This window comes from Mesorhizobium sp. CA10, assembly GCF_020165285.1.
Taxonomy (GTDB): Bacteria; Pseudomonadota; Alphaproteobacteria; order Rhizobiales; family Rhizobiaceae; genus Mesorhizobium.
This window is the reverse complement of record NZ_JAIUHV010000012.1, coordinates 50,204-62,744: the sequence shown is the minus strand read 5'-3', so window position 1 is coordinate 62,744 and position 12,541 is coordinate 50,204. Positions and strand designations below refer to the sequence as shown.

The following is a 12,541-nucleotide window of genomic DNA, read 5'->3' as shown; positions in this document are numbered from 1 at the left end:
CCAATCTCCCCCCTTGCGGGGGAGATGCCCGGCAGACCAGAGGGGGGTGTCTGGCGAAGACATCTCAGACTGCCGCGCCCCCTACTTCAGCAGCCCTTTTTCCCTGTAATATTTCTCCGCGCCGGGATGCAGCGCCACCGGCATGCCGTCCAGCGCCTTGGCCGGATCGATCGCCTTGGCGGCGGCATGGGCGGCTACCAATTGGTCGAGATGTTCGAACAGCAGCTTGGTCATCTGGTAGGCGGTCTCGTCGGAGACGTCGGCGCGGGTAATCAGGAAATTGCCGACCGCGGCGGTCGCGACATCCTGCGTCTGGCCTTCATAGGTGCCTTTCGGGATAACCACCGACAGATAGGGCGCGCCGATCTTGGCGACGTCCTCGGCCGGCACGGCGACGACGTTGATGGGAATCGAGGTGGCGAGATCGCGGATGGAAGCGACGCCGAGGCCGGCCGACTGCAAGGTGGCGTCGAGCTGGCGGTTCTTGATCAGCTCGACCGATTCGGCGAAGGGCAGGTATTCGACCCGTCCGAGGTCCTCGTATTTTAGACCGGCGGCGGCGAAGATGGCGCGCGCGTTGAGCTCGGTGCCGGAGGCAGGCGCGCCGACCGACAGGCTCTTGCCCTTGAGGTCGGCGAGCGTCTTGATGCCGGAGTCCTGGCTGGCGACGATCTGGATGTAATTGGGATAAATCGCGGCAATCCCGCGCAACTTGTCGAGCTTGCCCGGGAAGCCGGCCTCCGTGTTGCCTTCGGCAGCCATCTTGACCGAATCGCCGAGCGCAAAGGCGATCTCGCCCTTGCCCTGCTGCAGTAGGTTGAGGTTCTCGACCGACGCTTTGGTCGCCTGAACCTGCGTGCGGGCGCCTTCGATGCCCTTGCCGTAAATCTCCGACAGGGCGACCCCGAGCGGATAGTAGACACCAGACGTGCCGCCGGTGAGCACATTGATGAATTCCTGCGCCCCGGCCGACACGGCGCCAAGGCCGAGCGCCAAGGCCAGCGCGCCGGCGGCAACAAGCTTGGTCCTGAAATTGAACATCGCGATTTCCTCCCTGAAATGCTGGCCCGCAATCCGCCCCTCCTGGCGAGCCTGCGACGAGTTTAGACGGCGGAAGGCAAATGCCAACCCGCAATTGCGTGCGTTAGACCAATGGTTGAGAGTGGCAAAAGGAGCCGATCGACCGGCACATCAGCGGCGCGGCAAAAAAAGATTCTCGCGGCGCCTGTCGAAATCGGCCGAGGCCGCACGACATAGGCCGGCACGCGACGATGCGGCCCTCAAGAAACGGGAGAAGACCATGCGATACATGCTTTTGATCTACAATGACGAAGCCGCGATGGCGAATGCTCCGAAGGAGCAGACCCAGCAGGTGCTCGCAGCCTATGGCGCCTATACCGAGGCGCTGAAGAAATCCGGCGCGTACATCGCCGGCGAGCGGCTGCGCCCGACGCAGGCGGCTACCGCGGTGCGGATGGCGGACGGCAAGACCAACGTGCTCGACGGCCCCTATGCCGACACCAAGGAGCAGCTGGCAGGTTTCTACATGATCGAGGCAGCCGACATCGACACGGCCATCGAATGGGCTGCGCGCTGCCCCGCGTCCAGCACCGGCACGGTCGAGTTGCGGCCGATCTGGGAAATGGCAGAGTACGTCGCCGCCGCGGAGTGACCCCGCGATGGATGATCGCTCGGAGATCGCGCGGGCGGCGGCCGAGGCGGCCGCCCGGCGCAGCTACGGCAAGCTGGTCGCCTGGCTCGCGGCGCGCACGCGCGACGTCGCTGGCGCCGAGGACGCGCTGGCCGATGCCTTCGCCGCCGCGCTCGAACGCTGGCCGCGAACCGGCGTGCCGGCGCAGCCCGAAGCCTGGCTGCTCGCCGTGGCGCGGCGGCGCGACGTGGACGCCGTGCGGCGTCGTCTGACCGGCGAGGCGGCGCGCGATCATCTGAAGCTGATCGCCGAGGAGATGGAGGAGCGCGTGCGGGGCGAAGATCTGCCCGACGATCGACTGCGGCTGATGTTCGCCTGCGCCCATCCGGCGATCGAGGCCAGCGTGCGCGCGCCGCTGATCCTGCAGACGATCCTCGGTTTCGACGCCGCGACGATCGCCTCGGCCTTCCTGGTTTCGCCGGCAACGATGGGCCAGCGGCTGGTGCGGGCCAAAGCGCGCATCCGCGAGACCGGGATTCCGTTTCGTGTGCCGGAGCAGGCGGAGCTCGGCGAGCGGCTGGGCGCGGTGCTGGAAGCGATCTACGCCACCTTCGCCGAAGGCTGGTCGGATCCGACCGGCACCGACAGCCGGCGGCGCAATCTCGCCGCCGAAGGGATTTGGCTCGGCCGGCTGGTCGCCTCGCTGATGCCGGACGAGCCCGAGGCGCTCGGCCTGCTGGCGCTGATGCTGTTCGCCGAGGCGCGCCGCTCGGCGAGACGCGGCCCGGAGGGGGATTTCGTGCCTTTAGCCGAGCAGGACATCGCGCTCTGGGACGACAGCCTGATCGACGAGGCGGAAGCCTTGCTGGTGCGCGCCGCGCAAAGGGGGATCATCGGCCGCTACCAGCTGGAGGCCGCCGTGCAGTCCGCCCATACGGCACGCCGGCGCGGCAGCGGCACCGACTGGGCGGCGATCCGCCAGCTGTATGACGCGCTGCAGGCCGTGGCCGGCTCGCCCGTGGTGGCGATCAACCGGGCGGTGGCGATCGCCGAAACCGAGGGCGCTACGGCCGGCCTAGCGGCGCTTTACGTGCTGGGCGACGACAAGCGGCTGCAGGACTACCAGCCCTATTGGGCCGCCCGCGCCGGGTTGTTGGCGAGACTCGGCAATATCAAGCAGGCGGCAGAATCCTACGACCGGGCGATCGGCCTCGAGCGCGACGCCGCGCTGCGGCGTTTCCTGCAGGGCGAGAAGGCGAAGCTCGTCAGGAATTAGGGCAATGGAAGGGAGATTGGCTGCAGCCTCCCGACCTCGTCATTCTAGGGCGGAGCAAGGAGCGAAGCGACGCGCGCAGACCCTAGAATCCATGCCGTTACCTTGGCCGAAGGATGCAAACGGCGCAGAATTCTGCACCGTTGCGGCGCGTCGAAGTCACGGAATGGATCCTCGGGTCTGCGCGCGTCGCTTCGCTCCTTGCTTCGCCCGTGGATGACGATGCCGGACCGTTTCGGCCAATCTCCAAGGCGTGCGATCTGCCAGCGCAACCGCTGCGCACTTGCCTGGAATTGCCCTAGGCCCACATCTCGTGCGATGCGTTCAGCTTGCGCATCAGCTCATTCTCGCGCAGCCTCGCCCACAGGCGTTCGATGTTCGGCCAGGCGCCGCGCGCCTTCTGGACCTCGGGATGCCAGGCCACCAGCATGACGAGGTAGATGTCCGCCAGCGACAGCGTCTTGCCGGCCAGCCAGTCGCGGCCGGCCAAAGCCTGATCGAGAATGGCAAAGCCGCGATCCATCTCGGCGACCGCCGCCTGCTTAACCGGCTGCAGGCCGTCGCCATCGGTGGTGTAGCGTTGGGCATAATAGAGCCGCAGCACCGCCGGGTAGAGCACCGACGACATGAAAGCCAGCCAGCGCAGGAAATCGGCGCGGGCGGGCGAGCCCGCTTGCGGCGCGAGACGAGCTTCAGGGTGGCGCTCGGCGAGCAGGATGCAGATCGCCGCAGATTCGGTCAGCGAATGACCGTCCGGCAGTGTCAGCACGGGCACCTGGTTCAAAGGGCTGATGGCGAGGAAGGCCGGATCCGGCGGATCCTTCTTGGGTACGTCGATCTGCTCGAAGGGCACGCCGGCCATGGCAAGCGCCGCCTCGACGACGAAGCCGCCGCTGTTTGGGCGCGTATAGAGCTTGTACATGAAAACCCTCCCACCGGCCGATTGGGCCGGCGGCGATATGAGCCGGAAGCGGCGCCTGCCTCAAGCCGCCGACGAATGCCACCGGCGCCTTTTCAGCGGTCCAGTCCGTTCAGGCCCCCAGCCCGTCGAACAGGATGGTCGAGAGATAGCGCTCGGCGAAGGAGGGGATGACGACGACGAGGGTCTTGCCCTTGTTCTCCGGCCGAGAGCCGACGACGATTGCCGCCTGGAGTGCCGCGCCCGACGAGATGCCGACCGGAACGCCTTCGAGCCGGGCGACGAGACGCGCATTGGCGACCGAATCCTCGTTCGAGACCCTGACGACCTCGTCATAGATCGAGGTGTCGAGGATTTTGGGCGCAAAGCCTGCGCCGATGCCCTGGATCTTGTGTGGGCCGGGCTGGCCTCCCGACAGAACCGGCGAGGCTTCCGGCTCGACCGCCACGACGTGCAGCGAGGGCTTGCGCTTCTTCAGCACCTGGCCGACGCCGGTGATGGTGCCGCCGGTGCCGATGCCGGCAACGAAGATGTCGACCTCGCCATTGGTGTCGTTCCAGATTTCCTCGGCCGTGGTGCGGCGGTGGATTTCAGGATTGGCCGGGTTCTCGAACTGCTGCGGGATGATGGCGTTGGGCAGCGTCGCGGCGAGCTCGTCGGCCTTGGCGATTGCGCCCTTCATGCCTTTCGGGCCTTCGGTCAGCACCAGCTCGGCGCCGAGCAGCGCCAGCATCTTGCGGCGCTCGACCGACATCGTCTCCGGCATGGTGAGGATCAGCTTGTAGCCCTTGGCGGCGGCGGCGAAGGCGAGCGCGATGCCGGTGTTGCCGGAAGTCGGCTCGATCAGCGTGGTCTTGCCGGGCGAAATCTTGCCGGCCTCCTCCAGCGCCTCGATCATGGCGACGCCGATGCGGTCCTTGACGGAGGCGATCGGGTTGAAGAATTCGAGCTTGGCCAGAAGGTCGGCGACGATGCCCTTCTCACTGGCGAACTTGTCCAGCCTGACCAGCGGAGTGTCGCCAATCGTCTCCGTGATCGAGTTGAAGACGCGGCCGCGGCCGGGCACGCGCGCGGAGGTGACGGGCTTGTTCATTGGTTTCGCTCCCAAGGCAATGGCACAGGCGGACAGAATAAGACTTTCAACCGCGCAAGATAGGCTGCGGCTGGAAAATATCCGAGTGGGGCGGTTGCTCAAAAGCGCCCGAGGCCGGAAATGCATTTTCCGCCACGCCGGGTTTCAGGAATAGTTTGGCCGAATTCGGGATCGGTTGAGATTGGAACCTATTGACGCGCCGCTATGGCGGCAGCCGCGCCCATCATGAAGCCGGCGGCGGTGCGGTTCAGCACCTTCAGCGCGCGCGGCGATTTCAGGAACCAGCGCGCCTTGGCCGCGAGCGCCAGATAAGGCACCAGCACCACGAACAGAACCGCCACAGTGAGCATCGCAAGAATCGCGTAGTCGGCGAGCGTGATCGTCTTCAGGTCGACGATGGTCGGCGTGATGGCGAGATAGAAGATCATCGTCTTGGGATTGCCGAGCGTCACCGTCAGCCCGGCGATGAAGCTCGACACCAGCCCGCCTTTGGCCTTCCGCGCCTCGACGGTCTCGGGCGTGATGCCGCTGGTCCAGAAGCGCCAGGCGAGGAAAGCAAGATAGGCAACGCCGGCCCATTTGATGGCGAGGAAGACCATGCCGAAGGTCTGCGCGACGAAGGCGAGCCCGAGCACGACGGCGGTGAGATAGGTGAGGTCGCCGAGCATCAGGCCGAACGACATGGCAAGCGAGGACCGGAAGCCGGAGCCGAGCGCGCGGGCGACAAGCGCCGTGACGCCGGGGCCCGGAATGGCGGCGGCGACGCCGAGCGCGGCGCTGTAGGCAAGGAATCCGGTGAGTGTCATGGTTCTGGCCTGGCGTATGATTCCCCGAAGGGAGCGGGGCTTTTATCATGACGCCCGGCCACTGGTAATTCCCTCACGGCGGGATTCGTTGCGCCAGCTCGGCCGGAGCTGGTTTTCCCAGCAAGAGGAATTGACCGATCCCTTATGCTTGCGTTGGTGGAGTGGCATGCCTCGAAGATTGGCCGAAACGGCCCGGCCTCGTCATCCACGGGCGGAGCAAGGAGCGAAGCGACGCGCGCAGACCCGAGGATCCATTCCGTGACCTCGAAGCGTAGCAACGGTGCAGAATTCTGCTCCGCTGCGTTCTATGATCAGGGTCACGGAATGGATTCCAGGGTCTTCGCGACGGAGCTGCGCTCCTGCTTCGCCCTGGAATGACGAGGTTGGGAGGCCTCCGCCAATTCCAACGTTTGCACTGACCCTAAAAACCCTCCGTGGAGGAGCTACCCACCATACGTAATACGCCAGATCGTCCCGTTGCCGTCCTCGGTCAGGATCAGCGCGCCGTCGCTGGCCACGGCGACGCCGACCGGCCGGCCCCAGACCGCGTCGTCGGATATGACGAAGCCGGTGGCGAAGTCCTCGTATTCGCCGGTCGGCTTGCCGTCCTTGAACCTCAGCCGCACCACCTTGTAGCCGGTGCGGACATTGCGGTTCCACGAGCCGTGCAGCGTGACGAAGGCGTCGCCCTTAAAATCGGCCGGGAAGTTGGCGCCATCATAGAAGGCGATGTTGAGCGGCGCCGAATGCGCCTGCATCAGCACGTCCGGAACCGTGACCTTGCCGGCGAGATCGGGGCGGGCGCCCTCGTGGCGCGGGTCCTCATTGTCGCCGATATAATACCACGGCCAGCCATAGAAGGCGCCTTCCTTCACCGCGGTTGCGTATTCGAAGGGGGTGTTGTCGCCAAGCTCGTCGCGCTCGTTGACGACGCACCAGAGCGCGCCCGTCGCCGGCTGCATGGTCATGCCGGAACAGTTGCGCAGGCCGGTGGCGACGGTTCTGCGGTTGTTGCCGTCGGGGTCGAAGGCCAGCACGTCGGCACGGCCCTGTTCCGGACCCCAGGCCTCGCCCAGCGGCTGCGATTTCGTCCACGCCTCGACACCGCCCTTCGGCTTCGCGCCCATGTCCTCGGCGATATTGGAGCCGGAGCCGACCGACAGATAGAGCGTCTTGCCGTCGGGCGAGAAGGCGATGTCGCGCGTCCAGTGGTGGCTGGCGGGGACTTTGGCGACGATGGTTTCCGGCTTGCCCGACGCTTCCAGGTCACCCTCGCGATAGGGGAAGCGGACGACGCTGTTGCTGTTGGCAACATAGACCCATTGCGGCTTGTCGCCCAGCGGATAAAAGGCGATGCCGTAGGGCCGGGTCAGGCCCTTGGCGAAGATCGACTCCTGTGTAGGCTTGGCGCTGCCTTCCGCCAGGCGATAGACGCGCACCTGGTTCGCCCGGCTGTCGGCAACGAAGAGGTCGCCGTTCGGCGCCACCCGCACGACGCGGGGACTGTCGATGCCGGATGCGATCAGTTCGGCGGAAAAGCCAGGCGGAAGCTTTGGCTTCGCGTCCTCGGGGCGCTCGGTGACGCCGCCGCCGTTCGAAGCGGACTCCGTCATATCGGGTTTCGGCAAATCCTCAGGTTTCAGCAGCCGGCGCACGCCCGGACGGTCGGCTTTCCAGTCGCCGAAAGCTTTTTCGCCGCTGAGCAAGGGCTGACCGGCCTGCTGCGCAAAGGCAGCCGTGGCAAAAACCAGCGCGAGGCCCGCAAGGCCGGCGATCCGCATCATGCTGTCCTCCGTCTCTGCCACTATGTCCTGCCTTCGGGTGCCTCAGTCGATAAGGCCCCGGAGACAGAACATATTGGGCTAACGATCGAAAAGAGAAGCTCGCGCACGTGACTTGCCGGCCTCAGGCCTCTTCGGCATCCAGGTCGTCGTCGAGGCGCTTTTCCAACTCGACGAGATCAGCCGGCAGGGGCAGGCCCATGGCGCGCATCTCCCTCAATTTCTCGCGCAGCTGCTCCTGGATCTCGTGCTCGTCCTCGGGCTGGTTCACCATTTCCTCGAGCAGCAGGCTGATCTGGGCCTTGAGCGATTCCAGCGCCATGTTCTTCTCCTTAGCACCCTCAGCTGTGTCGAGGTTCAGGTCAGGCCGGCCTCACCTGAATATCGATACACCTAACGAAGCATGCGGGAAATCAGTTGTGCAGTGTAATCGACCATCGGCACGATGCGGGCGTAGTTCAGGCGGGTCGGCCCGATGACGCCAAGCGCGCCGACGACGCGGGCGTCCTTGTCGCGATAGGGGGCGACGACCAGCGAGGAGCCGGACAGCGAAAACAGCTTGTTCTCCGAGCCGATGAAGATGCGCACGCCCGGCCCCTCTTCGGCGAGATCGAGCAGCTGCAGCAGTCCGTCCTGGGTTTCCAAATCCTCGAACAGATGGCGAAGCAATTCTATGTCCGCCTGAGCGGTGACGTTTTCCAGGAGGTTGGCGCGGCCGCGCACGATAAGGCGCGCCGGCAGGCCGCTTTCGGCGCCGGCCCAGACCGCGAGGCCTTTCTCGACCAGATCCTGCGACAGCGTGTCGAGGGCCGCCCTGGTCTCGTCCTTGATGCGGGCGATTTCCGCCCGCGCCTCGGCCAGCGTCCGGCCACGGATATGCGCATTGAGGAAATTGGACGCCTCGTGCAGCTGCGACACGGTGGTGCCGGCCGGCAGGTCGACGACGCGGTTCTCGACATCGCCGTTCTGCGACACCAGCACTGCCAGCGCCTTTGCGGGCTCGAGCTGGATGAATTCGATGTGCTTCAGCGCCACCTCGTGCTTGGAGGCGAGCACGAGGCCGGCGCCGCGCGACATGCCCGACAGCATCTGGCTGGCCTCGGTCAGCATATGCTCCAGCGTCGCGCCCGAGCCGGAGGCGCGCACCTGCGCCTCGATGGTGCGGCGCTCGTCGTCGGAAAGGTCGCCCAGCTCCATGAAGGCGTCGACGAAAAAGCGTAGGCCGCTCTGGGTCGGCAGCCGCCCGGCGGAAACATGCGGCGCGTAGATCAGCCCCAGATGCTCGAGGTCGCTCATCACATTGCGGATGGTGGCGGGCGACAGCGAGGAGGGCAGGATGCGCGACAGGCTGCGCGAGCCGACCGGCTCGCCGTCGCGCAGATAGGAATCGACAATCCGCCGGAAGATATCGCGCGAGCGCATGTCGAGTGACTGAAGTACCGGCGACTGCGACGTCGGATCGACTGGTTTGTTCATTCCGGCGAGAAACCTCCTTCCGAAAAGATATAGACTTAAGCTACGGCGGCGCAACCCGGTGCCGCGCTCGCGGTCACACGGTGCCGCGTTTGCGGTCACCGGTGGCGCGTTTGCGGTCGCGCGGCCCGTTTTCCGTTGCGACCTCGTTTTCCTTTGCGCCATGCTGCGCATACGTCTACAAGCCGGCCACGATTCCGGAAACGACAAGAAAGAAGGCCGAATGCGCCCCTCCAAACGCCAAGCCGACGAAATGCGCGCCATCTCCTTCGAACGCGGCGTCTCCAAGCATGCCGAAGGCTCGTGCCTAGTGAAGTTCGGCGACACGCATGTCCTGTGCACGGCGAGCCTGGAGGAAAAGGTGCCGGCCTGGATGCGCAATTCCGGCAAGGGCTGGGTGACGGCCGAATACGGCATGCTGCCGCGCTCGACCGGCGAGCGCATGCGGCGCGAGGCCTCCGCCGGCAAGCAGGGCGGCCGCACGCTGGAGATCCAGCGGCTGATCGGCCGCTCGCTGCGCGCCGTGGTCGACCTGCAGGCGCTGGGCGAGCAGCAGATCACCGTCGATTGCGACGTGATCCAGGCCGATGGCGGCACCCGCACGGCCTCGATCACCGGCGGCTGGGTGGCGCTCTACGATTGCCTGCGCTGGATGGAAGCGCGCCAGATGGTGAGCGTCGCCAAGGTGCTTAAGGACCATGTCGCGGCGATTTCCTGCGGCATTCATGACGGCCAGCCGGTCATCGATCTCGATTACCTGGAGGATTCCTCGGCCGGCACCGACGCCAATTTCGTCATGACCGGCAAGGGCGGTATCGTCGAGATCCAGGGCACGGCCGAGGGCGAGCCTTTCTCCGAGGAGCAGTTCGCGGCGCTGATGGGCTTGGCGAAGAAGGGCATTTCGCGGCTGGTGAGCCTGCAGCAGATGGCGGTGGCTTAGGTTTTCGAATGCCGAGCCTAGGCTCCCCTCTCTGGCCTGCCGGCCATCTCCCGCTCAAGGGGGGAGATTGTATGTCACGCCGGCTTTCGCCAATCACCAATGCTGCAGAAGAGGTGCCGGCGCGGCCACAGCTAATCTCCCCCCTTGAGGGGGAGATGCCCGGCAGGGCAGAGAGGGGGGCCTCGTGATACCCTCCGCAATTCTCGAATCCGCCCTCTACGTCACAGACCTACACGCCGCCGAAGCCTTCTACCGCGACATCATCGGCCTCGAAGCCTTGGGCAAGGTCGAAGGGCGCCACGTCTTCTTCCGCTGCGGCGACGGCGTATTGCTTCTCTTCAATGCCGACGCTACGAAAATCCCGCCGGCGCCGGACGCTCGGCTGAAGGTGCCGCCGCACGGCACGGCCGGCGAAGGGCACCTCTGCTTTGCGGCAACCGCCGATGAAATCGCTGCATGGCGCAAGCATCTGTCCGCCAACAACATCGCCATCGAAAGCGATTTTGAATGGCCGCAGGGCGGGCACTCGATCTATATCCGCGACCCGTCGGGCAATTCGATCGAGTTCGCCGAGCCAAGGATCTGGGGTTTCTGATGCACTCGCTCAACGGAAAAAAGATCGTCGTCGCCAGCCACAATGAAGGCAAGCTGCGCGAATTCGCCGACCTGATGGCGCCGTTCGGATTCGAGGCGAAATCGGCCAAGGAATACGGCCTGCCCGAACCCGACGAGACCGGCACCACCTTCGAGGAGAACGCCTATATCAAGGCATATGCCGCCGCCAAGGCGACCGGACTGCCGGCGCTGTCGGACGATTCCGGGCTCTGCGTCGACGCGCTCGACGGCGCGCCCGGTGTCTATACCGCCAACTGGGCCGAGACGCCGGACGGCAGCAGGGATTTCGGCATGGCCATGCAGCGCACCGAGGTGGCGCTGCAGGAGGTTGGCGCTACGGAGCCCGCGCAGCGCACCGGCCGCTTCGTCGCCGTCATCTGCCTGGCATTTCCCGACGGCGAGGCCGAATATTATCGCGGCGAGGCCGAAGGCAGGCTGGTGTGGCCGCCGCGCGGCACGCTCGGCTTCGGCTATGATCCGGTGTTCCTGCCCAACGGTTTCGACAAGACTTTTGGCGAGATGAGCGCGCAAGAAAAGCATGGCTGGAGGCCCGGCCAGGCGACGGCGCTTTCGCACCGCGCCCGCGCCTTTCAGAAATTCGCCGAAGTGCGATTGAATTTGGCCAGATTGGATTTGGCGCGATCAGGATCCGCATGAGCGCAGTGCCCCTACCGCTCGACCGCAGCCCCGGCTTCGGCGTCTATATCCACTGGCCGTTCTGCGCGGCCAAGTGCCCTTATTGCGACTTCAACAGCCATGTCCGCCACCAGCCGGTCGACCAGGAGCGTTTTGCCCGCGCCTTCGAGACGGAGCTCGCAACCATGCGGGCCCGCACCGGGCCACGCGAGGTGACCAGCATCTTTCTCGGCGGCGGCACGCCGTCGTTGATGAAGCCGGAAACGGTGGCCGCCGTCCTGAAGGCCGTGGCGAGGAACTGGACGGTGCCGGCCGGCATCGAAGTGACGCTGGAAGCCAACCCGTCCTCAGTCGAGGCCGAGCGTTTCCGCGGCTATCGCGCCGCCGGCGTCAACCGCGTCTCGCTCGGCGTGCAGGCGCTCAACGACAAGGATCTGCGCTTCCTCGGCCGCCTGCACAATGTCGAGGAGGCGCTGCACGCCATTGGCCTCGCGCGCGACATTTTCCCCCGCCTCTCCTTCGACCTGATCTATGCGCGACCCGGCCAGACGCCGGAGGCATGGGGCGTGGAGCTGGAGCAGGCGATTGGCTATGCCGTCGACCACCTGTCGCTCTATCAGCTGACCATCGAGGAGGGCACGCCCTTCCACGCGCTTTACGCTGCGCGCAAATTCACGCTGCCCGACAACGATCATGCCGCCGACCTCTACGCGCTGACGCAGGAGGTGACGGCGGCGCAAGGCCTGCCGGCCTATGAGATTTCCAACCACGCGCGGCCGGGCGCCGAGAGCCGGCACAACCTCACCTATTGGCGCTATGGCGAATATGTCGGCGTCGGCCCCGGCGCGCATGGCCGCTTCGTCGAGAACGGCCGCCGCACGGTGACCATCGCGGAAAGAATGCCGGAGACCTGGGCCAATCTGGTCGAGGCCAAAGGCCACGGCGTCACCGGCGGCGAGATCCTGACGCGTTCCGAGGAGGCGGACGAGTTCCTGCTGATGGGACTGCGGCTGGCCGAAGGCATCGACCTGCAGCGCTACGAGGCGCTCTCGGGTCGCGGCCTTTCAAGCGCGCGGCTCTCGGTGCTGCAGGAAGAAGGCCTGGTGGCGCCTGTCGGCAACGCCCGCCTGCGCGCCACGACGGCGGGGATGATCGTGCTGGATGCGGTGGTGGCGGATTTGGCCAGGTAACCTGGCGCCTTCGTCATTCTCGGGCTTGACCCGAGAATCCATTCCGTGACCTTTATCGCAGCGCGCAACGGTGCAGAATTCTGAACCCGCTGCAACGCCTCGATGTAACGGAATGGATTCCAGGGTCTGCGCGCGTCGCTTCGCTCCTTGCTTCGCCCTGGAAT

At 65.7% G+C, this 12,541-nt stretch carries 13 protein-coding genes; 6 read left to right on the top strand and 7 right to left on the bottom strand.

Translation table 11 applies throughout. The features are described from left to right. Nucleotides 1-81: 81 nt before the first annotated feature. Nucleotides 82-1,041: a TAXI family TRAP transporter solute-binding subunit gene (locus LB535_RS23000; protein WP_140847082.1), complete on the bottom strand. Its 960-nt coding sequence runs from the start codon at nucleotides 1,039-1,041 to the stop codon at nucleotides 82-84. A 259-nt stretch (nucleotides 1,042-1,300) separates the two neighbouring features. On the opposite strand from LB535_RS23000, the gene LB535_RS22995 reads away from it, so the two are divergent. Both LB535_RS22995 and LB535_RS22990 read left to right on the top strand, forming a co-directional pair. Further along, entirely contained in the window at nucleotides 1,301-1,672 is a 372-nt protein-coding gene (locus LB535_RS22995) for a YciI family protein (protein ID WP_140847080.1), read from the top strand. A 7-nt stretch (nucleotides 1,673-1,679) separates the two neighbouring features. Next, nucleotides 1,680-2,927: an RNA polymerase sigma factor gene (locus LB535_RS22990; protein ID WP_140847079.1), complete on the top strand. Its 1,248-nt coding sequence runs from the start codon at nucleotides 1,680-1,682 to the stop codon at nucleotides 2,925-2,927. Between the two features lie 295 nt (nucleotides 2,928-3,222). On the opposite strand, the gene LB535_RS22985 is transcribed toward LB535_RS22990, so the two are convergent. The 6 genes from LB535_RS22985 to hrcA all read right to left on the bottom strand — a co-directional run bounded on the left by LB535_RS22985 (nucleotide 3,223) and on the right by hrcA (nucleotide 8,999). Next, complete coding sequence (locus LB535_RS22985; protein WP_224633832.1) at nucleotides 3,223-3,846, bottom strand: glutathione S-transferase family protein; 624 nt, start codon at nucleotides 3,844-3,846, stop codon at nucleotides 3,223-3,225. A gap of 109 nt (nucleotides 3,847-3,955) precedes the next feature. Further along, a complete protein-coding gene (cysK, locus tag LB535_RS22980; protein ID WP_224633831.1) occupies nucleotides 3,956-4,936 on the bottom strand; it encodes a cysteine synthase A in 981 nt (326 codons plus the stop codon). 188 nt (nucleotides 4,937-5,124) lie between these two features. Then, nucleotides 5,125-5,742, bottom strand: coding sequence for a LysE family translocator (locus LB535_RS22975; RefSeq protein WP_140645935.1), 618 nt, complete (start codon nucleotides 5,740-5,742; stop codon nucleotides 5,125-5,127). Nucleotides 5,743-6,185: 443 nt separating this feature from the next. Next, a complete protein-coding gene (locus LB535_RS22970) occupies nucleotides 6,186-7,526 on the bottom strand; it encodes a PQQ-dependent sugar dehydrogenase (RefSeq protein ID WP_224633830.1) in 1,341 nt (446 codons plus the stop codon). A gap of 121 nt (nucleotides 7,527-7,647) precedes the next feature. Beyond that, nucleotides 7,648-7,845 carry a hypothetical protein gene (locus LB535_RS22965; RefSeq protein ID WP_095767926.1) on the bottom strand — a complete coding sequence of 66 codons (198 nt, stop codon included), beginning with the start codon at nucleotides 7,843-7,845 and terminating at the stop codon, nucleotides 7,648-7,650. A 71-nt stretch (nucleotides 7,846-7,916) separates the two neighbouring features. Further along, a complete protein-coding gene (gene hrcA / locus LB535_RS22960; RefSeq protein WP_224633829.1) occupies nucleotides 7,917-8,999 on the bottom strand; it encodes a heat-inducible transcriptional repressor HrcA in 1,083 nt (360 codons plus the stop codon). A 220-nt stretch (nucleotides 9,000-9,219) separates the two neighbouring features. Between hrcA and rph the strand changes: the two genes are divergently transcribed. The 4 genes from rph to hemW all read left to right on the top strand — a co-directional run bounded on the left by rph (nucleotide 9,220) and on the right by hemW (nucleotide 12,377). Further along, on the top strand, nucleotides 9,220-9,936 hold the full coding sequence (gene rph / locus LB535_RS22955; RefSeq protein WP_027169620.1) for a ribonuclease PH: 717 nt from the start codon (nucleotides 9,220-9,222) through the stop codon (nucleotides 9,934-9,936). Nucleotides 9,937-10,120: 184 nt separating this feature from the next. Then, entirely contained in the window at nucleotides 10,121-10,531 is a 411-nt protein-coding gene (locus LB535_RS22950; RefSeq protein WP_095767929.1) for a VOC family protein, read from the top strand. After that, a complete protein-coding gene (gene rdgB / locus LB535_RS22945; RefSeq protein WP_224633828.1) occupies nucleotides 10,531-11,208 on the top strand; it encodes an RdgB/HAM1 family non-canonical purine NTP pyrophosphatase in 678 nt (225 codons plus the stop codon). Before LB535_RS22950 ends, rdgB begins: the two co-directional genes overlap by 1 nt. Continuing rightward, nucleotides 11,205-12,377 carry a radical SAM family heme chaperone HemW gene (gene hemW / locus LB535_RS22940; protein WP_224633827.1) on the top strand — a complete coding sequence of 391 codons (1,173 nt, stop codon included), beginning with the start codon at nucleotides 11,205-11,207 and terminating at the stop codon, nucleotides 12,375-12,377. Before rdgB ends, hemW begins: the two co-directional genes overlap by 4 nt. Nucleotides 12,378-12,541 lie beyond the last annotated feature (164 nt).

What these genes read in the sequence shown, in the direction of transcription:
- LB535_RS23000 (WP_140847082.1), bottom strand. Translation starts at nt 1,041, where the DNA reads ATGTTCAATTTCAGGACCAAGCTTGTTGCCGCCGGCGCGCTGGCCTTG.
- LB535_RS22995 (WP_140847080.1), top strand. Translation starts at nt 1,301, where the DNA reads ATGCGATACATGCTTTTGATCTACAATGACGAAGCCGCGATGGCGAAT.
- LB535_RS22990 (WP_140847079.1), top strand. Translation starts at nt 1,680, where the DNA reads ATGGATGATCGCTCGGAGATCGCGCGGGCGGCGGCCGAGGCGGCCGCC.
- LB535_RS22985 (WP_224633832.1), bottom strand. Translation starts at nt 3,846, where the DNA reads ATGTACAAGCTCTATACGCGCCCAAACAGCGGCGGCTTCGTCGTCGAG.
- cysK (WP_224633831.1), bottom strand. Translation starts at nt 4,936, where the DNA reads ATGAACAAGCCCGTCACCTCCGCGCGCGTGCCCGGCCGCGGCCGCGTC.
- LB535_RS22975 (WP_140645935.1), bottom strand. Translation starts at nt 5,742, where the DNA reads ATGACACTCACCGGATTCCTTGCCTACAGCGCCGCGCTCGGCGTCGCC.
- LB535_RS22970 (WP_224633830.1), bottom strand. Translation starts at nt 7,526, where the DNA reads ATGATGCGGATCGCCGGCCTTGCGGGCCTCGCGCTGGTTTTTGCCACG.
- LB535_RS22965 (WP_095767926.1), bottom strand. Translation starts at nt 7,845, where the DNA reads ATGGCGCTGGAATCGCTCAAGGCCCAGATCAGCCTGCTGCTCGAGGAA.
- hrcA (WP_224633829.1), bottom strand. Translation starts at nt 8,999, where the DNA reads ATGAACAAACCAGTCGATCCGACGTCGCAGTCGCCGGTACTTCAGTCA.
- rph (WP_027169620.1), top strand. Translation starts at nt 9,220, where the DNA reads ATGCGCCCCTCCAAACGCCAAGCCGACGAAATGCGCGCCATCTCCTTC.
- rdgB (WP_224633828.1), top strand. Translation starts at nt 10,531, where the DNA reads ATGCACTCGCTCAACGGAAAAAAGATCGTCGTCGCCAGCCACAATGAA.
- hemW (WP_224633827.1), top strand. Translation starts at nt 11,205, where the DNA reads ATGAGCGCAGTGCCCCTACCGCTCGACCGCAGCCCCGGCTTCGGCGTC.